Here is a 19,796-nt window from a genome sequence, read left to right on the forward strand (position 1 = left end):
ATATACGGCATGATAGGCGCATCTGATCGATCTGCCAGTTCACTGACGGATCGGGCGGGGTTCCCCAGTCCCGCTTCACCCAGAGATGTTCCTCATTCTTCTTTATGGCGCCCTGCGGCGCCATTTTTCTTGCCTGCTCATCCCTGCGGCGTTTCGCCAGACTTGTCCTTGCTGGCCAGCATGGCGGTCAGATTGGCCAGCCGGGATTTTCCCTCGCTTTTGCTGACCAGCGGTTCCGCGCCGGGTTTGCCGAAGTGGCGCAGGTCTTCTCCGTCTATCTCGCTGATGAAGCGCGAGGGTTCGATGAATTGCCATTCGCCGGCTCGCCGGCGTTTGACGCAATAACTCAGCGTCAGGCTGCGCTGGGCGCGGGTGATGCCGACATACATCAGCCGGCGTTCTTCTTCCACCATGCCGTTGTCCACCGATTCGCTGTGCGGCAGGATGCCTTCTTCGCAGCCGACCAAGAACACGTGCGGGTATTCCAGCCCTTTGGAGGCGTGCAGCGTGGACATTTTCACCGCGTCCACCTCGCCCTCGTCGCGGCCTTCCAGCATGGTGATCAGCGCGATGGTCTGGGTCAGCTCGATCAGGTTCTTGCCGTCGGCTTCGCCCTTTTTCGCCAGCCAGGCCACCATGTCCAGCATGTTCTTCCACTTGGTTTCGGCGATCTTGGGGCTGTCCTCGCTGTCGTACAGCCAGGCTTCGTAGCCTATCGCCTGCAATAGCTCCAGCGACAGCTGGCCGGCCGGCTCGCGGGTGGCGCGGTATTGCAGTTGGTTGATGAATTCGCAGAACTGTTCCAGCGGCGCCAACTGGGCGGCCTGAATCTGCACGCGCAAGCCGGCGTCGTGGGCGGCGGCGAACAGGCTCTTGCCGTATTGGCCGGCCCAGGCGCCCAGTTTTTCCAGCGTGCCGGCGCCGACACCGCGCTTGGGCGTGGTGAGGGCGCGGATGAAAGCCGGGTCGTCGTCCGGATTGGCGATCAGCCGCATATAGGACAGCAGGTCCTTGATTTCCGGCTTGTCGAAGAAGCTTTGGCCGCCGGCCATCTGGTAAGGGATGCGCTGATTGCGCAGCGCCTGTTCGAAGATGCGGGCCTGGTAGTTGCCGCGGTACAGGATGGCGTAGTCCTTGAACTCGGTGCGGTATTCGAATTTATGCGCCAGCAGCCGTTGCACCACCATTTCGGCCTCGTGCTCTTCATCCTTGCATTGCACCACATGGATGGGCTCGCCCAGACCCAGCTCGCTCCACAGCTGTTTCTCGAACAGCTTGGGGTTGTTGGAGATCACGCTGTTGGCGGCGCGCAGGATGCGGGCGGTGGAGCGGTAGTTCTGCTCCAGCTTGATCACTTTCAGCGCCGGGAAGTCCTGTTGCAGCAGGCGCAGGTTTTCCATATTGGCGCCGCGCCAGGCGTAGATGGACTGGTCGTCGTCGCCCACCGCGGTGAACAGGCCGCGCACGCCGGCCAGCAGCTTCACCATCTGGTACTGGCAGGTATTGGTGTCCTGGTATTCGTCCAGCAGCAGATAGCGCAGCTTGCCCTGCCATTTCAGCAGCACCTCGGGGTGGGTGCGGAACAGCTGCACCGGCAGCCGGATCAGGTCGTCGAAGTCCATGGCCTGGTAGGCGTTGAGGGTGTCCTGGTAGGCGAGATAGGTGCGGGCGCAGACGCTTTCCCATTGGCCGACCGCGCTCAGCATCATGTCGTCCGCGGTTTTCAGATCGTTTTTCCACAGCGAGATCTGGCTCTGCACCTTGCGGATCTCGTCCTTGGAGGTGGTGTTCAGGATGTCGGCGATGATTTTGCCGGCATCGTAGGAATCCAGGATGGAGAACTGGGTCTTGTAGCCCAGGTGCGGCGCTTCCTGCCGCAGGATGTGCATGCCCAGCGAGTGGAAGGTGGAGACGGTGATGCCGCGGATCTCGGCCGGGGTCATCAGCTTGCTCACCCGTTCCAGCATTTCGCGCGCGGCCTTGTTGGTGAAGGTGATGGCGGCGATGTGGCGCGCCGGAATGCCGCCTTCGCGCACCAGATGCGCGATCTTGTAGGTGATCACCCGGGTCTTGCCCGAACCGGCGCCCGCCAGCACCAGCAAGGGGCCGTCTAGATAATGGATGGCCGCGCGTTGCGGCGGATTGAGCAGGGGAGCGGACATGGCGGTGAGGCCCGGGACGGGCGTAGCAATTCGGTAATCAAGGCCGTGCATTGTAGCATGGGGTATCATGGCTTAAACGCGGATGGAAATCGACGCCCGATCCGCATCACAAGGAAAGAAAATGGCCATCTACGCTATCGGCGACATCCAGGGCTGCTTCGAGCCCTTCCAGCAGTTGTTGCGTTTGATCGATTTCAATCCCGGAAAAGATACCTTGTGGCTGACCGGCGACCTGGTCAATCGCGGCCCGCAATCGCTGGAGGTGTTGCGTTGGGTGTTCCAGCATCAAAACCAGGTGGAAATGGTGTTGGGCAATCACGATCTGCATTTGCTGGCGGTGTCGGAAGGCTTCGGCAAATTGCATCGCGACGACACCATAGACGATATTCTCAACGCCGCCGACGGCAAGGTGCTGTTGGATTGGCTGCGCTGCCAGCCCTTGATGCTGGAGGGCCAGGGTTATGCGATGGTCCATGCGGGCTTGTTGCCGGAGTGGACCATTTCCAAGGCGCTGCGTCTGGCGGAGGAAGTGGAGTTCGGCCTGTCCGGCGCGCGCCACCGCGAGTTCCTAGGCCGTTTATACGGCAACAAGCCTACGCGCTGGAGCGATGATCTGAAAGGCGCGGATCGGCTGCGCTTGATCGTCAATGTGATGACGCGGATGCGTTTCCTCACCCGAGACGGCGAAGTGGATTTGAGCTACAAGGGCGAACTGGACGGCGCGCCGGCTAATTTGATTCCCTGGTTCGAGGCGCCGAGCCGCCGCCATGGCGGCACGCCTATTGTTTGCGGCCATTGGTCGGCGCTGGGCGTGCATCTGGATGAAGACGTGCTGGCGATCGATTCCGGCTGCTTATGGGGTGGCAGTTTGTCGGCCTTGCGGCTGGATGACAAGCAATTGTTTTCCCTGCCTTGCCAGGCTTATCGCGAAATAGCGGTAGCGGCAGGCAAGTAAGCATAAAATTAAAATAAACGAGTGCTGGAATAAAGGTGGCGGACTTGTCATAATCGCGGCTTCCGCCAGCTTGCCTTTTTTGTCAGCATGACTTATCTGTCCATTGAATTCGCCTTGGCCTTCATCGGGTTTTTCGCCGTTTATTGGGGCGCCCGCCGGGTGCAAGGATTGCAAAATCTATTGCTGTTGCTGGCAAGCTATGGGTTTTACGCCAAGCTGGATTGGCGGTTCGCGGCGATTCTCGCCCTCTATACGCTTTGCCAATATGGCCTGACGCGCCGCATGCTGGCGTCGGAGCGTCCCAAGCGCTGGCTGCAAGCCGCTCTGGTTTTGGCGGTCGGCAATCTGGCCTTGTTCAAGTATTTCGACTTCTTCCGAGAAAGCGCTCAGACGGCGCTGTATGCTTTGGGCGTACAGGCCATGTTGCCGGCGCTGGATATTCTGATGCCGGTCGGCATTTCCTTCTATACCTTTCAGTCCATCAGTTATCTGGTATCGGTTTATCGCAAAGAGATCAAACCGGCGACTTTGCCGCAGTTCGCCTTGTTTCTGGCGTTTTTCCCCACTTTGCTCGCCGGTCCCATTTGCCGCGCGCAGGATTTATTGGAGCAGTTGCGCAGCCGCGCGCCGCGCATGGTGAAACAACTTGATCGCGCCCTCGGGCTGATCGTGCTGGCCTTGTTGAAAAAGCTTTGGCTGGCGGGCTGGCTGGCGAGCGCCTGGGTGGATCCGGTTTTCGCCGCGCCGGACAGCTTTAATATCCTGGAGGTTTGGGCGGCTTTTTATGCTTACGCCCTGCAGATTTATCTCGACTTCTCCGGCTACACCGATTTGGTGACCGCCCTGGCGCTGTTATTGGGCATTCAATTGCCGCGCAATTTCGATGCGCCGTATCTGGCGCTGAATTTAAGGGATTTCTGGCGGCGCTGGCATATATCGCTGTCCAGCTGGATTCGCGATTATGTCTATATTCCGCTGGGCGGCAATCGCCAAGGCTTCGCGCGCGCGCAGATCAATCTGCTGGCCGCCATGCTGTTGTCGGGTTTGTGGCACGGCGCCAGCCTGAAATACCTGGTATGGGGCGCGATGCACGGTTTGGGCGTGGTCGGCCTGAATGTCGGCGACAAACTCTGGCGCCGCGATGCCGTCAGTTCCGTGTCCCCGTGGTTGGCGCGTCTGCTGACCTTCCATTATGTTTGCCTGGCATGGGTGTTTTTCCGGGCGCAGTCCCTGGATGAGGCCGTGGATTTCCTGCGCGCGATGTTTGTGTCTTCCAATCAGGAACTGACCTTGAACGCGCCGGGCTTGCTGGTTCTGTTGGCCTTGTGGCTATGGGCGCTGCCCAAGCTGTCGGTTTTGAAAGAACGCAGCTTCGTTCGCCTGGCCGTTTTGCCGTGGTGGGGCAAGCCCTTGCTGTTGAGCCTGTGCGCCTTGCTGGTGATTTCCGTGTCGCCATCCGGCATACCCGCATTTATTTACTACCAATTTTGAGCAGAGCCCGCGCCATGCTAGCCCCGTATTCGCATCGCCGCATTTTGGCCATTCTGTTCGGCAGCATGCTGCTGCTGTTCTGGGTGGAGCAAGCCGCCATCAATTCGTACTGGCGGCAGACTTTTCATCAGCCTAGCTTGCTGGAGGGTTTGGACGCTTTGCCGCCCTGGCGGGAGGGCGGGGCCTTGGGCGTTGGGCTGCGCATGGGCAGCGAGGCGCTGCAGCAAAGGGTGGGGCAGTGGGATAGGCGCATGATAGACAGCCTGAACGCCTGCTGCCTGCGCGAGCAGCCCGCGAAGCGGGAGAGCGCGGCCATCGCGTTGGCAAAGCCGGCCGCGCAGGCCTCCGCTCCTGCCGCTGCGGCGTTGGATCGCCGCTTGCCGGTACGCGAGGGGCTGCCGGTGCTGCTGGCGGGAGATTCGATGATGCAGGGCGTGGCGCTGCATTTGCTGCCGCCCTTGTATCGCCAGCATCAGATCAAGGCGATTGATGCGAGCAAGCAAAGCACCGGACTGACCTATCCAGACTTCTTCAACTGGCCGGCGACAATCGAGCGGCAGCTGGCGGCCAATCCCAAGGTGCAATTGCTGGTGGTGTTCATCGGCGCCAACGACACCTGGGACATGGTCAGCGGCAATCGCTACATCCGTTTCGCCTCGCCGGAGTGGGAGCAGCGTTATCGCGAGCGCATCCGCAGCATTCTGGCCAGCGCCGGCAAGCGCAGGGTGCAAGTGTTGTGGCTGGGCTTGCCCAATATGAATCGCGATAAGCTCAAGGATGGCGTCCATTATTTGAATGGCTTGTATCGCGAAGAGGTGACGGCGGCCGGCGGGCGCTTCCTTTCCACCCGCGAAACGCTGGGCAGCCAGGATGATGCTTTTACTAAATTCATGACTTTGCCCGGGCAGGGCGAGGTGGCGGTGCGTACCGCGGATGGCGTGCATTTCACCCGACAGGGTCAGGTGCTGCTGGCGCGGCGGGTGCTTTCGGAATTGAGGTTTGAATGACGAGAAATATTTGGGCTCGCGTCGCGGGCTGCTGGATGGCGGCGGCCTGGATCGCCCAGGCGCAGGCGGCGCCGGTGCAGGATTTCGGCGAGCCGAACCTGGCTAGGCTGGCCGCGCGCTTGAGCTTGCAGGATGGCAGCCAGCCGCCGGTGCGCATCATGCAGTTCGGCGATTCCCATACCGCCGCCGATTATATGAGCGGTGAGCTGAGGGCCCAGTTGCAGGGGCGCTTCGGCGATGCCGGCATAGGCTGGCTGCCGCCGCTGAATGTCTCGGGCCAGCGCAATGCCCTGGCCTATATCCGCAGCGAGGGCTGGACTTTGCGCAACAGCCGCTTCGACGCCGATGCCGCCTATCCGCTGGGCGGTTTTGTCGGCGTGGCGCAGCGCGTCGGCGCGCAATTGCGCGTGGCGCCGCGCGCGGAAGAGGCCGGATTGTGGCGAGTGCGCGTATGGATGCGGCAGCGCGCGGACGGCCAGGCGCTGACGGTGGATGACGGCAATGGCGCTCGACGGGCGCAAGTGTCGGCGAGCGGCAACTGGCAAGCGGTGGAAATGAAGCTGAGGCTGCCGTTTTCGATACGGGCGGAAACCTTCCCCGCCCCGGAAGTGGGCGGCTACGAGCTGGAAAAGCTGGCTCCCGGCGTTGTGCTGGACAGCGTGGGCAGCAATGGCGCAGAGCAGTCTTTGTGGCGTCGCTGGGGTGAGGAATGGGGGCGTCAGCTAGGCGCCCGCGAGGCGGATCTGGTCCTGCTGGCGTATGGCACCAACGAAGCTTTCGACGCCAAGCTCGATCTGGATGAGTACCGCGCGACCGTGCAGGGCGCCATCAGGCTGGTGCGAGCGCAATTGCCCCAGGCGGCGATACTGCTGGTGGGCGCGCCGGATTCGGCTCGGCGCAAGGGCGCGGTCAGCCGCGAGTGCGCCGGTCCCGGCCGTCCGGCCATGCTGAGCGCGGTGCAGCAGGCGCAGCGCGAACTGGCGCGCGACAATCATCTCTTGTATTGGGATTGGGAGCAGGCGATGGGCGGGCCCTGCAGCATGCCGCAATGGCAGCGCAGGCAGCTGGGGCGGCCCGATCTGGTGCATTTCACCCAGGCCGGCTACACCCGGCTGGGCGATGATTTGTATCAGGGATTGCTGCAGCGTCTGGCGCGCTGAAGGTTCAGACCCGCGTTTCATCAGCCGGCGCTGGCGTCGGCTGAGTAGGCGCTTCCAGTTTCAGACCCAGGCCGCGCGCCACTTCTCCGCGGGCGGCTTCCGACAGCAGGAAGCGATTCTCCAGCCCTTCCGCGCCGGCCTTCAGCGGGCGGCCATAGCAAAGCACCACTTCCATTTGCGGCACGGCCAGCACTTTGCGCAGGCTTTGCAACAGTGAAATCTCGCCGATATAGGCGGCCTCCAGCAGCAAAGTGCCATCCGGCAACTGATAGCGCAGCGAAACCGGCTGCACCGTGCCATCCGCCAGCAGCGCGGCTTCGAACAACGAGGCCTTGAACGGCAGCAGGCCCTGGCCGTCCGAGGTGGTGCCTTCGGGGAACACCGCCATGCAGCCGCCGCTTTTCAGCGCGTCGGCCAGAATCTGGTTGACGCGGCTGGCGTCGCGCCGGCTGCTGCGATCAATGAACAGGGTGCCGGCCACATGCGCCAGCCAGCCAATAACCGGCCAGCCGCGGATTTCGCGTTTGGCGACAAAGCGCGACACCGTGCAGCTGTTCAGCACGATGATGTCCAGCCAGGAGACGTGATTGGCCACCAGCAGGGTATTGGGCGGGTAGAAGCCGGGATTGACGCCGCCCAGCTTGATTTCGACGCCGAGAATCCTCATGGCTTGCTGCGCCCAGCGGCGCGTCACCACGGCGCGCTCCGCCTGCGCCAAGCGCGAATAGCGGGTAGCGATGATGAAGATGCCCACGGCCAGATGGCTGAGCAGGCGGAAGATGCGGCCGCAGCGCGTCGCGAATGAGGTAGTGTTTGACTTCAAGATTGCGCGAAATTTAAAAGTTCGTGGCAGGGGAATGACAGTCCGCCACTCTATCACGGCTGGCACAAGGGGCAAAAGTATGTGCTGCGTTGTCCCTGGCGAATCTGGCGGATCGGCGTGCCGCATTGGCGGCAAGGTTCTTCCTGGCGGTCGTACACCATATAGGTTTGCTGGAAGTAGCCGGGCTTGCCGTCGCTGGCGACAAAATCGCGCAGGGTGCTGCCGCCGGCTTCGATGGCTCGCCGCAAGACTGTCTTGATTTCCTGAGCCAGCCGGTCGCAATCGGCGCGGCTGAGGGCATTGGCCGGCCGGGTGGGCGCGATGCCGGCGTGGAACAGCGATTCATTGGCGTAGATATTGCCGACGCCGACCACGATATGGTTGTCCATGATGGCCAGCTTGATGGCGATGCCTTTGCGCCGTAGCGCCTCGTGCAAGGCCTTGCCGTCAAAGGCGTCGGACAAGGGTTCGGGGCCCAGGCTGCTGATCAGCGGGTGCAGTTCGATCGGCCCGGCATGCCACAATATGGCGCCGAAGCGCCGCGGATCGCGGTAGCGCAAGACCTGGCCGTCATCCAGCAGCAAATCGACATGATCATGCTTTTGCGCCGGGGCGTCCGCCGGCATCAGCCGCAGGCTGCCCGACATGCCCAAGTGGACCAATAGCGTGCCGCGCTGGCATTCCAGCAGCAGGTATTTGGCGCGGCGGCGCACGGCCGACACGGTCTCGCCGTCCAGCAACGCGGATAGATTCGGCGGAACCGGCCAGCGCAGACCCGCATGGCGAACGACGGCGCCGAGCAGTCGGCGGTTTTGAAGATGCGGTTCGACGCCGCGGCGGGTGGTTTCAACTTCCGGCAACTCTGGCATGGCGGTCAGGCGCTTCGGTAAATGGGGTTAATAAATAATCCGGGCATGCTATTCTACGCCTTCGACAGGCTTTGAGCAGGCACTCGAATTAATATGCGATTGAAACCGCTGAACCTCACACTCCCCTTGCTGTTGGCTTTGCTGTTGCCGGCATGCGCCACGACCAAGCCTGCGGCGCCTGTCGCCGCTCAGAATGCCTCTGCACCTGCGGCGGAAGAGGATGTCGCGGCTAAGGCGGACGAGGCCAAACTGCCCAAAGTGGCGTTGACGCCGGAAATCTTCTATGGCGTGTTGGCCGGCGAGATCGCCGCTCAGCGCGGCGGCGCCGGATCGGCAGGCCTGACCTATCTCGATCTGGCCAAACAGACCCGGGATCCGCGGCTGGCTCAGCGCGCGGCGGAGTTTTGCCTGCTGTCCGGCCAGTTGAAGCCTGCGATCGAATCGCTGAAGCTCTGGATCGAACTGGATCCGGATTCGCTGCAGGCGAGGGAGCAGCTGTTCGTCGCCCTGATGCGCAGCGGCAATTTGCAAGAAAGCCAGCCCCTGCTGGAAGACCTGCTCAAGCGCGAGCCTTCGCGGGCGCCGGCTGCCTTCGTCCAACTGGCTCGGTTGAGCTCCAAGCAAAATGGCGGTTCGCCTGAATCCTATCGAGTCGTCAGCGAACTGGCCGCCCGTTATCCGGATTTGCCGGAGGCGCGTTTCGCCGTGCTGGCCGCGGCGGCGGATAATAATGACCAGGCCGCGGTGCAGCGCGAGCTGGACAAGCTGGCGCAAATCGCGCCGAAATGGGACCTGCCGGTTGCCTGGCAGGTGGACCGTCTGCGCCGCGCCGATGTTTCCGCGGCGGTGGATTTCTTGAAAAATGAATTGGCGCGCCGTCCCGACGCCGGGATGGAGCTGCAGGCGGCTTATCCGCGCCTGCTGGTGGCGGCCAAGCGTTTCGCCGAGGCGCGGGTCGCCTTCGAGAGTTTGCTACTCAAGCAGCCGGACAGTCCGGACCTGTTGTACGCGACCGGCTTGCTGGCCTATCAGATGCGCGATGTCAAAACCGCTCAGCAAAGGCTGCAAGCGGCCTTGCAGCGGCAATATCCCGAACAGGATTTCGTCCGTTACACCCTGGGCCAGATCGCCGAGGAAAGCCATGAGCCGGCGAAGGCGATGGAATGGTATCGCCAGATCGGCCCGGGCGCGCAGTATCTGCCGGCCCAGTCCCGGCTGGCCATCCTGGAGGCCGGCGATGGCCAACTGGAGGCCGCGCTGAACCGTCTGGGCTCCTTGGGCTCCTCCGAACAGGAAAAGACTTCGGTGGCGCTGTTGCAATCGCAATTGGCGCGGGACGCCGGCAAGCCTCAGCGCGCTTATGAGCTGCTGACTCAGGCCTTGAAGGCGCAGCCCAAGTCGGGCGAGCTGCTGTATGAGCGCTCGCTGGTTTCGGACATGCTGGGCAATGTCGGCAATTCGGAACGGGACTTGCGCCAGATTCTGAAAGACAAGCCGGACGATACCCAGGCACTCAACGCTTTAGGCTATACGCTGGCTAACCGCACCACGCGTTATCGCGAGGCCTTGGGCTTTATCGAGAAGGCGCTGAAGGCCGAGCCGGAAAATCCGGTGATTCTGGACAGCATGGGCTGGGTGCAGTTCAAGCTGGGCAAGCTGGAGGCCGCGCGCAAGAATCTGGAAAAGGCCTATTACGCGATGCCGGACCCCGAGGTCGCGGCCCATCTGGGCGAGGTGCTGTGGAAGCTGGGACTGTATCAGGAAGCGCAGGCCTTGTGGGATAGAGAGCTGTCTTCGCATCCCGGCCATGAAGTGATTACCGAGACGGTGAAGCGCTTGGGCGGCAAGTTGTGAGTCGTTTCCTCGCGTTGATTTTCGCCGCCGTCTTGCTGGTGGGCTGCGCCAGCGAGGCGCCGTTCCGCGCGCCGGTTTCCAGCGCTTCCGCTGTCGACACGCCATTCAATGTCAGCGGCCGTCTGTCCGCTACGCTGGATGGCAAGGGCCATGTCGCCAATTTCGATTGGCGCCACGCGCCGGCGCATGACGAGGTGGCGATCAATTCTCCGCTGGGCAATACCGTGGCCAAGGTGTTGCGCGATCCGGGCGGCGTCGCGCTGTTGGCGGACGGCAAGCGCTGGGAGGCGGACGATGTGGAAGGCCTGACCCAGCAAGTGCTGGGTTGGCCTCTGCCTTTGTCCAACCTGGCCTGGTGGATACGCGGCCTGCCCGCTCCAGGCATGGATAGCCGGATGGATGCCGATGGCACCTTGGAGCAGCAGGGCTGGCGCATCCGCTTCATCCGCGATGCCGACGAGCAAAGCGCGCATCCAAAACGGGTGGAAATGCAGCGCGAAGGGCTGATTGTCAAAGTGGTGGTGCAGAGTTGGCAATAAACGCCAGTTTCACATTTTCAATGTTTAATCGTTTTTGAATCATTATGTCGCAAGCTTTCCAATCTTTTCCGGCGCCGGCCAAACTCAATCTATTGCTGCATGTGGTCGGCAAGCGCCCGGATGGTTATCATCTGCTGGAGACGGTGTTTCGCTTCATCGATTTTGGCGATGAGCTGCAGCTGGCGGTGCGCGACGACGGCGAGATAGCGTTGTTGACGCCGACTGAGGGCGTGCCGCCGGAGCAGGATCTGACGGTGCGCGCGGCGCGTCTGCTGCAGCAGGAAAGCGGTTGCCGGCAAGGGGTGAGCATCAGGCTGGAAAAGCGCACGCCCATGGGCGGCGGACTGGGCGGTGGCAGCTCCGACGCCGCTACCATGCTGATTGCCTTGAATCGTCTGTGGGGGCTGGCTTGGCCGAGGGAGAGGCTGCAGCAGCTGGGTTTGCGGCTGGGCGCGGACGTGCCGGTGTTCATCTTCGGGCGTAACGCCTTGGCGACCGGCGTGGGCGAGGTGCTGGAGCCGATTGACTTGCGTCCGGCTTGGTATTTGGTAATTCACCCACAGGTTCATGTGCCGACTGCGGCGATATTTAAAAATTTCTCGCAAAGCATGTTGACAGAGGTGGGGCGCGTCGGCATAATGCGAATCCTCGAAACAACGCAGCAGCGGCGAAATGACCTGCAAGCGGTTGTTTTGGAAAAGTTTCCAGCGGTGAATGAAGTGCTGAGCGAACTGAAAAAATATGGTTCGCCGCTGATGACAGGCTCCGGATCCTGCGTGTTTCTGGAGTGTGAGTCGAAAGACGAAGCAGATAAAGTTTACCAAGCGTTGTCGGAAAAATATAAAGGTTTCGTAGCGAAAGGACTTGATGTCCATCCTTTGTTCGACAGCGCTGAATAAGGTTACTGGGGAGTCGCCAAGTGGTAAGGCACCGGATTTTGATTCCGGCATTCGTAGGTTCGATCCCTACCTCCCCAGCCAGGACTTTCTCCGAATAAGAGAGAGCATGAAAAAAGCGTGTAAGAATGCCTTACACGCTTTTTCTTTATCCAGCTAAGGCAATGCGAATCATGGCGGCATACGACAGTTTGATGGTATTTACCGGTACGGCTAACCCGGAACTTGCTCAAAACGTAGTCAAACATTTGGATATCTCGTTGGGACGCGCCGATGTCGGCAAGTTCAGCGACGGCGAGGTGGCAGTGGAACTGCTGGAAAACGTTCGCGGCCGCGACGTTTTCATTCTGCAATCCACCTGTTCCCCCACCAACGATAACCTGATGGAAATCCTGACCATGGCCGATGCGCTCAAGCGCGCGTCCGCCGGCCGGATCACCGCGGCTATTCCGTACTTCGGCTATGCCCGCCAGGACCGCCGTCCGCGCTCGGCCCGCGTGCCGATCTCGGCCAAGCTGGTGGCCAATATGCTGACCAGCGCCGGCATCGACCGCGTATTGACCGTGGACTTGCATGCCGACCAGATTCAAGGCTTCTTCGACATCCCGGTGGACAACGTTTACGCCACCCCGGTATTGCTGAAGGACATCCGCGCGCAGCGCTTCGACGACCTGATCGTGGTCAGCCCGGACGTCGGCGGCGTAGTGCGCGCCCGCGCGGTGGCCAAGGCCCTGAATACCGATCTGGCGATCATCGACAAGCGTCGCCCGAAGGCCAATGTGGCCGAAGTGATGAACATCATCGGCGACGTGTCGGGCCGCACCTGCCTGATCGTCGACGACATGATCGATACCGCCAACACGCTGTGCAAGGCTGCCAGCGCGCTCAAGGAGCGCGGCGCCGAGCGCGTGCTGGCTTACGCGACCCACGCCATCTTCTCCGGACAGGCTGTGGACCGCATCAAGAATTCCGACATCGATATGGTGGTGGTGACCGACACCATCCCGTTGACCGCCGCGGCCAAGGCCTGCCCGAACATCCGGGTGGCCTCGATCGCCGGCCTGCTGGCTGAAACGCTGCGCAGGATCAACAACGAAGAATCGGTGTCCTACCTCTTCAATGAGGAACTGGTTGCGACGGGCGCTTGCCTGCCGTAAACATCTGGCCTGCTGGTCGCGGCGGGCCGGGTGCTTTTAATCTGAAAACTGGAGTTTTGACATGTCTTACGAACTGATTGCTGCCAAGCGTGCTGATCTGGGTACGGGTGCGAGCCGCCGCCTGCGCCACGCTGGCAAAGTGCCGGCCGTTGTATACGGCGCCGGCAAGGAAGCCGTTTCCCTGGAACTGGACCACAACGCCCTGTACCACTCCGTCAAGCACGCTGATTTCCACACCTCCGTGCTGGATCTGGTGATCGACGGCCAGAAGGAACAGGTTAAGGTTGCCGCCTTCCAGATGCACCCGTACAAACAGCAAGTGATGCACATCGACTTCGCTCGTGTGTAATTGTTGCTGCCGTCGCCATTCGTGGTGACGGAGAAGAGCTCGTTGTGCGCCCATGAGGCGGGCAGCGAGCTTTTTTCATTTGGAATGCGAAGACATGTCCGGTATCCGCCTGATAGTGGGCTTGGGCAATCCCGGCCCGGATTACGAAAAAACGCGCCATAATGCCGGTTTCTGGCTCGTGGATGAATTGTGCTGGCAGTTCAAGGGCAACTGGCGCAGCGAGGGCAAGTTCCACGGCGATGTGGCGCGCGTGAGCATAGACGGACAGGATGTCTGGCTGCTCAAGCCGATGACCTATATGAACCTGTCCGGCCAGGCCGTATTGGCGCTGGCGCAGTTTTACAAGATTCTGCCGGATGAGATCCTGGTGGTGCATGACGAGCTGGATCTGGCCCCTGGCGTCGCCCGTTTCAAGCAGGGCGGCGGCCATGGCGGCCACAATGGCCTGAAAGACATCGCGTCGCGGCTGAGCTCGCCGGCGTTTTGGCGTCTGCGGCTCGGCATCGGCCACCCCGGCGACAAAAAGGAAGTGGCCAACTTCGTGCTGAAGAAGCCGCGCGCCGAGGAGCAGCAGGCCTTGGACGAAGCGATCCTGGCCTCCCTGCGCGAACTGCCGCGCGCCGTCGCCGGCAAGATGGCCGAGGCGATGAAGACGCTGCACACCGAAGCGAAGTGATTAAGGGCAGGCAGCCCGACGGGCGGCCGCCATAATGGATTGAAAAGAGTTTAGGAAGACAGCCATGAGCCTGAAATGCGGAATCGTCGGCTTGCCCAATGTCGGCAAGTCCACCCTGTTCAACGCCTTGACCAAGGCCGGCATCGAAGCCGCCAACTACCCGTTCTGCACCATCGAGCCGAACGTCGGCATCGTGGAGGTGCCGGACCATCGCCTGGGCGAGCTGGCCAAGATCATCAACCCGCAGAAAATCCAGCCGGCCATCGTCGAATTCGTCGACATCGCCGGCCTGGTGGCGGGCGCCTCCAAGGGCGAAGGCCTGGGCAACCAGTTCCTGGCCAACATCCGCGAAACCGACGCCATCGTCAATGTGGTGCGCTGCTTCGACGACGACAACATCGTGCACGTGGCCGGCAAGGTAGACCCGATCGCCGACATCGAAACCATCCTGACCGAGCTGGCGCTGGCCGACCTGTCCGCGGTGGAAAAGGCGATGCAGCGCGAAGGCAAGAAGGCCAAGGCGGGCGATAAGGACGCGCGCGCGCTGATCGCCGTGCTGGAACAGCTGGTGCCGCACCTGAACGAAGGCAAGCCGGCGCGCTCGCTGGGCCTGTCCGACGAAGACAAGGCATTGATCAAGCCGCTGTGCCTCTTGACCATCAAGCCGGCCATGTATGTGGCCAACGTGGCGGAAGATGGTTTCAGCAACAACCCGCTGCTGGCCAAGGTGGAAGAATACGCCGCCAAGGAAGGCGCGCCGGTCGTCGCGCTGTGCGCGGCCATCGAGTCCGAAATCGCCGAGCTGGACGATGCCGACAAGACCGAGTTCCTGGAGACGCTGGGTTTGGAAGAGCCGGGCCTGGACCGTCTTATCCGCGCTGGTTACAAGCTGCTGGGCCTGCAAACCTACTTCACCGCCGGCGTGAAGGAAGTGCGCGCCTGGACCATCCACGTGGGCGACACCGCGCCGCAAGCGGCCGGCGTGATCCACACCGACTTCGAACGCGGCTTCATCCGCGCCCAGACCATCGCCTACGCCGACTTCATCGCGCTGGGCGGCGAATCCAAGGCCAAGGAAGCCGGCAAGATGCGCGCCGAAGGCAAGGAGTATGTGGTGCAGGACGGCGATGTGATGAACTTCCTGTTCAACGTCTGATTTTTCCGCGCGCTGAATGCAGCAAGCCCCGGCTTTTGGCCGGGGCTTTTTTATGGCTATGTCCCAATTCCGTGTTGGGAGCTATGCTGAATACAGTAGCAGACCGGGAGTCGCGCCATGGATGCCCAGAGTTTTCAGCGTTTTCTTGCCCAACTGGATCAGCTCACGCTCAAACAGAGGAGCTTGCTGTCTTCTGCGCTTAAACATCCCACTCACCATGACGCCATTCAGGACGCCTTGCCTGACCTGACGGCTTGCCCACACTGCCAGGCCGAGGCCAACCAGTTGGCGTTATGGGGCTGGAGCCGAGGCCTGCGGCGTTATCGCTGCAAACAGTGCCACCGGACCTGCAATGCCTTGTCGGGCAGTCCATTAGCCAAATTGCGCAAGGCCGATCGCTGGCTGAGCTACGCCCAAGCACTGCAGGATGGCTTGACCGTGCGAGCAGCCGCTCGTGCATGCGGCATCAGCAAGAACACGGCTTTCCTATGGCGGCATCGCTTCTTGCATCGCGCATCAGACCATCTGGCGGCGCAAGCCCGAGGCATCGTCGAAGTAGATGAAACCTTCATTCTGGAATCATTCAAAGGGCAGCGGTGCCTCCCCCGCGCGCCGCGCCAGCGGGGTGGCGTCAGCCAAACACGGGGAACCGGGCCGGATCAGATTCCCATCATGGTGGTGCAGGACCGAGAGGGACATATAGCGGACTTCAAGTTGAAGAAGCTCAATGGCGCTCATGTGGAAGCGGCTTTAGCCCCGTTGGTGGATAGCGACGCCATCCTGTGTTCGGACGGCGCAGCGGTGTACTCGACCTTTGCCAGGCAGCATGGCATTACCCATCGAGTCGTGCATGCCAAGACGGGACAGCGGGTACGCGAGGGGGCGTTCCATATCCAGCATGTGAATGCCTACCATAGCCGCTTGAAGCTTTGGATGGCTCGATTCCACGGGGTTGCCACCAAATACCTTGAAAACTATCTGGGGTGGCGACGGATGCTGGAGCGCTATCAGCAAACCATGCAGCCTTGCCACTGCTTGCAGGAGGCAGTGGGTCGTCCCTTGCAACACATTATTGGGACATAGCCTTTTTTATTGCGCTTGCTTGATATCAAGATTTACTGATATTCTTGCTTCTAATATTTTATCAAATCTAAATTATTTTTAGTTATATGAATATGCGCAAAATCATGGCAGCGGCGCTGCTGGCTGGGATGAGTGTCCACGCGATGGCGGCGGACCTGATGGATACGGTAAAACAGCGCGGCACGCTCAAGATTGCGCTGGAAGGCACTTACCCGCCGTTCAATTTCAAGGATGCCAAGCAGCAACTGACCGGCTTCGACGTGGAAGTGGCCACAGAGATCGCCAAGCGGATGAAGGTGAAGCCCGAGTTCACCACCGCGGAATGGAGCGGTTTGCTGGCGGGCCTGCAGAGCGGCAAGTTCGACATCGTGGTCAACCAAGTGGGCTTGACCGAACAACGCAAGGCGGTGTTCGATTTCAGCCAGCCTTACACCTATTCCAGCGCACAGCTGATTGTCCGCAAAAATGAAAGCCGCGCCTTCAAGGGCCTGGCGGACTTGAAGGGCAAGAAGCTGGGCGTGGGCCAGGGCAGCAACTATGCCGATATGGCCAAGGCCGCCGCCGGCGTGGAGGTCAAAACCTATCCGGGCGCGCCGGAGTATCTGCAGGATCTGGCTACCGGCCGTCTGGATGCGGCGCTGAACGACAGCCTGTTGATTCCCTTCGCCATCAAGCAGGCCAAGCTGCCTTTGAAGGCCGGCGCGCCGGTCGGCGACGTGGCGACGATGGCGATTCCATTCGCCAAGGGCAATCCGCAGTTCAAGGCCTCGATCGACCAGGCCTTGAGCGGCATGAAGGCCGATGGCACTTTCAAGAAGATTTCGATGAAGTGGTTCGGCATCGACGTGTCCAAGGCTCCGGCCGCGGCGAAGAAGTAATCCGGTTTGTGATAGCATGAATCGACGCCCCTGCATTGAGCGGGGGCGTCGGTTTTTTTGAGGAAGGGAAAGCATGGGCGATTGGATGACGCTATTTGAGGCAGCCTTGCCGGTGATGCTGAAGGGCGCAGGCTATACCTTGGCGTTTGCTTTGGTGGCCATGGTGCTGGGCTTGGCCTTGGGCTTCGCGGTGGCGATGGTTAGAGTGGCCAAGTTGCCGCTGCTGTCGCAATTGGCTGCCTTTTACGTCAGCGCGATGCGCGGCACGCCGCTGCTGGTGCAGATTTTCGTCATCTATTACGGCTTGCCCGGCATTGGCCTGGAATTGGACCCGGTGCCGGCCGGGGTGTTGGCATTGACGTTGAACGTGGCGGCTTACCTGTCGGAAAGCCTGCGCGGCGGCATCGCCGGCGTGGCCAAGGGGCAGTGGGACGCGGCGTTTTCGTTAGGCCTCAGCTGGTGGCAGACCATGCGCCACATCATCGCGCCGCAGGCTTTGCGCTTGTCGGTGCCTAGCTTGTCCAATAGCCTGATTTCGCTGATCAAGGATACTTCGCTGGTCTCGGTGATCACGGTGACCGAATTGATGCTGGCGACCAAGGAAGTCATCGCCCAGACCTTCCAGCCCTTGCCGCTGTATCTGGCCGCAGCGGCCATCTACTGGCTGCTCAGCGCCTCGTTCGAGCGGCTGCAGCGCCGGGTGGAGGACAAGCTGAACCTGGCGCATCAGCGCTAAGACGCAGCATGCCCTGAACGGAAAAGAAGAAGCCCCGCGATTGCGGGGCTTTGTTTTTTACGCCGGTTCCGGCATGCCGTACATGCCGTCTATCAGGTTGCGGCAGCGTTCGGTGATGACCTTGCGGCGCAGCTTCAGCGTCGGCGCCAGTTCGCCGGCGTCCACGCACCAGGGCTTGTCGAGCAAGGAGAACTTCTTGATGTGCTCCCAGCTGCCGAAGTAGCGGTTGAAGCGCTTCACCTCGCGGTCGATCAGTTCGACGATCTTGGGGTGGCGGCTCATCTCGCTGTCGTTGGTGTAGGCGATGCCGTGCTCCGAACACCATTCCTTCAGTTTTTCAAACAAGGGCACAATCAGCGCCGCAGCGTATTTCTGGCCGTCGCCCACCACCATGATCTGGTCGATGAAGGCAGACTCTTTCAGCTTGTTCTCCAGCGCTTGCGGCGCGATGTACTTGCCGTTGCTGGTTTTGAACATTTCCTTCTTGCGATCGGTGATGCGCAGATAGCCGCTTTCCAGCACGCCGATGTCGCCAGTGTGCAGCCAGCCGTCCTTCAAGGCGTCGGCCGTTTGTTCCGGTTCTTTGTAGTAGCCGACCATGACGTTGTCGCCGCGCACCAGGATTTCGCCGTCGTCGGCCAGGCGCACTTCCACGCCGGGCAGCGGCAAGCCCACGCTGCCTATGCGCACGCCCTTGGCGTTGAACGGGTTGGCGGAAATCACCGGCGAGCTTTCGGTCATGCCGTAGCCTTCGCCCACGGCGACGCCGGCGGCCCAGAACATCTGCGCCAGCCGCGGCTGCAGCGCGGCGGAGCCGACGTTGATGGAGATCAGTTCTCCGCCCATGCCGGCGCGCCATTTGCTGTACACCAGCTTGTTGGCCAGCGCGTGCTTGACGCTTTCCAGCGGCGACAGGCGGCGGTTGGGTTCGAAGCGTTCGGCGCGGGCCAATGCCCATTGATAGATGCGCTTTTTGGCGCCGGACAGGTCGCGGGCTTTGCCCACCAGTTTTTCATGCACTTTTTCCAGCACGCGCGGCACGGCGCTGAAGGTGTGCGGCTTGACGTCGACCAGCGCCGACGACAGGCATTCCACGCTGGTGAAATAGATGCCGGTGCCGCTGTAGAGATAGTAGAACACGCCGGCACGTTCGAAGATGTGCGACAGCGGCAAGAAGCTCAGCGCGCGGCAGCACCCCTGCGGCAAGCCGGTGAACGAGGCGGTGGCCACCACGGTGCTCAGGACGTTGCGATGGCTCAGCATTACGCCCTTGGAGCGGCCGGTGGTGCCGGAGGTGTAAATGATGGTGTAGACGTCGTCGGCGCGCACGGCCGCGCTCAGCGCTTCCAGCTCCGGCAAACGTTCCAGGCGGCCGGCATCGTGGATTTCGCGCCAGGAGGGCACGCCTTCGATATCGTTCAGGCCATAGATGGGGCAGGCCAGCTTGCCGAGCGCTTCGTGCAGTTTTCGTTGCAATGCAGCACTGCCGGCGAAAGCCAGCTTGACCTCGGCATGAGAGAGGATATAGCGTGCATCATCCAGCGTGATGGTTGGATACAAGGGCACGCTGACCGCGCCGATTTGTTGCAGCGCGATGTCCACCAGCACCCATTCGATGCTGTTGTCGGCTGCGATCGCCACCTTGTCGTCGCGCTGGATGCCCATCTCGAGCAGGCCCAGGCTGACGCGGTTGACGGCATCCCGCACCTCTGCGGTGGACAGCTGACGCCATGCCTTGCCGGATTTTGCCGCCAGGCAATCCGGACGAGGGTGGGCGGCGAGCTGATGGGATAGGATGTCAAATACGCGTTCTAGCTTCATGCAAACGATGGTTTAAATGCGAAACGCTGCAAAATAGCCCTAAAGTTCGTCTGTGTAAAGTAAAAATCCGCGCTTACTTGGTGAAGATCAGCTCAATTTGCCGAGATTTGCTCGCAATTACGCTGATTTTTTGGCAAGGTGATGAAAAGGGCATGGCAAATGCATGGTTTGGCCTGCGTTGCGG

General features: G+C 61.2%; 18 protein-coding genes and 1 tRNA gene. 15 read left to right on the forward strand and 4 right to left on the reverse strand.

Annotated elements, in window-relative coordinates; translation table 11 throughout:
• Positions 1 to 137: 137 nt before the first annotated feature.
• A complete protein-coding gene (locus NKT35_RS10690; protein WP_254301065.1) occupies positions 138 to 2,162 on the reverse strand; it encodes a UvrD-helicase domain-containing protein in 2,025 nt (674 codons plus the stop codon).
• Between the two features lie 121 nt (positions 2,163 to 2,283).
• Here NKT35_RS10690 and NKT35_RS10695 point away from each other — a divergent pair, with 121 nt between their 5' ends.
• The 4 genes from NKT35_RS10695 to NKT35_RS10710 all read left to right on the forward strand — a co-directional run bounded on the left by NKT35_RS10695 (position 2,284) and on the right by NKT35_RS10710 (position 6,775).
• Positions 2,284 to 3,117 (forward strand): symmetrical bis(5'-nucleosyl)-tetraphosphatase, encoded by an 834-nt coding sequence (locus tag NKT35_RS10695; RefSeq protein ID WP_254301066.1) that lies wholly within the window; start codon positions 2,284 to 2,286, stop codon positions 3,115 to 3,117.
• 87 nt (positions 3,118 to 3,204) lie between these two features.
• On the forward strand, positions 3,205 to 4,608 hold the full coding sequence (locus NKT35_RS10700; protein WP_254301067.1) for an MBOAT family O-acyltransferase: 1,404 nt from the start codon (positions 3,205 to 3,207) through the stop codon (positions 4,606 to 4,608).
• A 14-nt stretch (positions 4,609 to 4,622) separates the two neighbouring features.
• Positions 4,623 to 5,615, forward strand: a complete 993-nt coding sequence (locus NKT35_RS10705; protein ID WP_254301068.1) for an SGNH/GDSL hydrolase family protein — start codon at positions 4,623 to 4,625, stop codon at positions 5,613 to 5,615.
• Positions 5,612 to 6,775, forward strand: coding sequence for an SGNH/GDSL hydrolase family protein (locus tag NKT35_RS10710; RefSeq protein ID WP_254301069.1), 1,164 nt, complete (start codon positions 5,612 to 5,614; stop codon positions 6,773 to 6,775). The genes NKT35_RS10705 and NKT35_RS10710 overlap by 4 nt, the downstream gene beginning before the upstream one ends.
• A gap of 4 nt (positions 6,776 to 6,779) precedes the next feature.
• Here the strand turns inward: NKT35_RS10710 and NKT35_RS10715 are convergent, their stop codons facing one another.
• Together NKT35_RS10715 and mutM are read right to left on the reverse strand one after the other, a co-directional pair.
• On the reverse strand, positions 6,780 to 7,598 hold the full coding sequence (locus tag NKT35_RS10715) for a lysophospholipid acyltransferase family protein (protein ID WP_254301070.1): 819 nt from the start codon (positions 7,596 to 7,598) through the stop codon (positions 6,780 to 6,782).
• A 53-nt stretch (positions 7,599 to 7,651) separates the two neighbouring features.
• Positions 7,652 to 8,467 (reverse strand): bifunctional DNA-formamidopyrimidine glycosylase/DNA-(apurinic or apyrimidinic site) lyase, encoded by an 816-nt coding sequence (gene mutM, locus NKT35_RS10720; RefSeq protein WP_254301071.1) that lies wholly within the window; start codon positions 8,465 to 8,467, stop codon positions 7,652 to 7,654.
• A gap of 93 nt (positions 8,468 to 8,560) precedes the next feature.
• Here mutM and NKT35_RS10725 point away from each other — a divergent pair, with 93 nt between their 5' ends.
• The 11 genes from NKT35_RS10725 to NKT35_RS10775 all read left to right on the forward strand — a co-directional run bounded on the left by NKT35_RS10725 (position 8,561) and on the right by NKT35_RS10775 (position 17,791).
• Complete coding sequence (locus tag NKT35_RS10725; protein ID WP_254301072.1) at positions 8,561 to 10,321, forward strand: tetratricopeptide repeat protein; 1,761 nt, start codon at positions 8,561 to 8,563, stop codon at positions 10,319 to 10,321.
• Positions 10,318 to 10,860: a lipoprotein insertase outer membrane protein LolB gene (gene lolB / locus NKT35_RS10730; RefSeq protein WP_254301073.1), complete on the forward strand. Its 543-nt coding sequence runs from the start codon at positions 10,318 to 10,320 to the stop codon at positions 10,858 to 10,860. Before NKT35_RS10725 ends, lolB begins: the two co-directional genes overlap by 4 nt.
• A gap of 44 nt (positions 10,861 to 10,904) precedes the next feature.
• Complete coding sequence (gene ispE, locus NKT35_RS10735) at positions 10,905 to 11,759, forward strand: 4-(cytidine 5'-diphospho)-2-C-methyl-D-erythritol kinase (RefSeq protein WP_254301074.1); 855 nt, start codon at positions 10,905 to 10,907, stop codon at positions 11,757 to 11,759.
• A gap of 6 nt (positions 11,760 to 11,765) precedes the next feature.
• Positions 11,766 to 11,840, forward strand: a tRNA-Gln gene (locus NKT35_RS10740).
• Between the two features lie 89 nt (positions 11,841 to 11,929).
• Entirely contained in the window at positions 11,930 to 12,913 is a 984-nt protein-coding gene (locus NKT35_RS10745; protein WP_254301075.1) for a ribose-phosphate pyrophosphokinase, read from the forward strand.
• Positions 12,914 to 12,974: 61 nt separating this feature from the next.
• Entirely contained in the window at positions 12,975 to 13,262 is a 288-nt protein-coding gene (gene rplY / locus NKT35_RS10750) for a 50S ribosomal protein L25 (RefSeq protein ID WP_254301076.1), read from the forward strand.
• A gap of 94 nt (positions 13,263 to 13,356) precedes the next feature.
• Positions 13,357 to 13,938 carry an aminoacyl-tRNA hydrolase gene (pth, locus tag NKT35_RS10755; RefSeq protein WP_254301077.1) on the forward strand — a complete coding sequence of 194 codons (582 nt, stop codon included), beginning with the start codon at positions 13,357 to 13,359 and terminating at the stop codon, positions 13,936 to 13,938.
• 64 nt (positions 13,939 to 14,002) lie between these two features.
• Positions 14,003 to 15,094, forward strand: a complete 1,092-nt coding sequence (gene ychF / locus NKT35_RS10760; RefSeq protein WP_254301078.1) for a redox-regulated ATPase YchF — start codon at positions 14,003 to 14,005, stop codon at positions 15,092 to 15,094.
• 117 nt (positions 15,095 to 15,211) lie between these two features.
• Complete coding sequence (locus tag NKT35_RS10765; RefSeq protein ID WP_254293992.1) at positions 15,212 to 16,177, forward strand: IS1595 family transposase; 966 nt, start codon at positions 15,212 to 15,214, stop codon at positions 16,175 to 16,177.
• A gap of 104 nt (positions 16,178 to 16,281) precedes the next feature.
• Entirely contained in the window at positions 16,282 to 17,055 is a 774-nt protein-coding gene (locus NKT35_RS10770; protein ID WP_254301079.1) for a transporter substrate-binding domain-containing protein, read from the forward strand.
• A 73-nt stretch (positions 17,056 to 17,128) separates the two neighbouring features.
• Positions 17,129 to 17,791 carry an amino acid ABC transporter permease gene (locus tag NKT35_RS10775; RefSeq protein WP_254301080.1) on the forward strand — a complete coding sequence of 221 codons (663 nt, stop codon included), beginning with the start codon at positions 17,129 to 17,131 and terminating at the stop codon, positions 17,789 to 17,791.
• Positions 17,792 to 17,848: 57 nt separating this feature from the next.
• Here the strand turns inward: NKT35_RS10775 and NKT35_RS10780 are convergent, their stop codons facing one another.
• On the reverse strand, positions 17,849 to 19,612 hold the full coding sequence (locus NKT35_RS10780; RefSeq protein ID WP_254301081.1) for an AMP-dependent synthetase/ligase: 1,764 nt from the start codon (positions 19,610 to 19,612) through the stop codon (positions 17,849 to 17,851).
• Positions 19,613 to 19,796 lie beyond the last annotated feature (184 nt).

Source organism: Chromobacterium sp. IIBBL 290-4, assembly GCF_024207115.1.
Classification (GTDB): Bacteria; Pseudomonadota; Gammaproteobacteria; order Burkholderiales; family Chromobacteriaceae; genus Chromobacterium.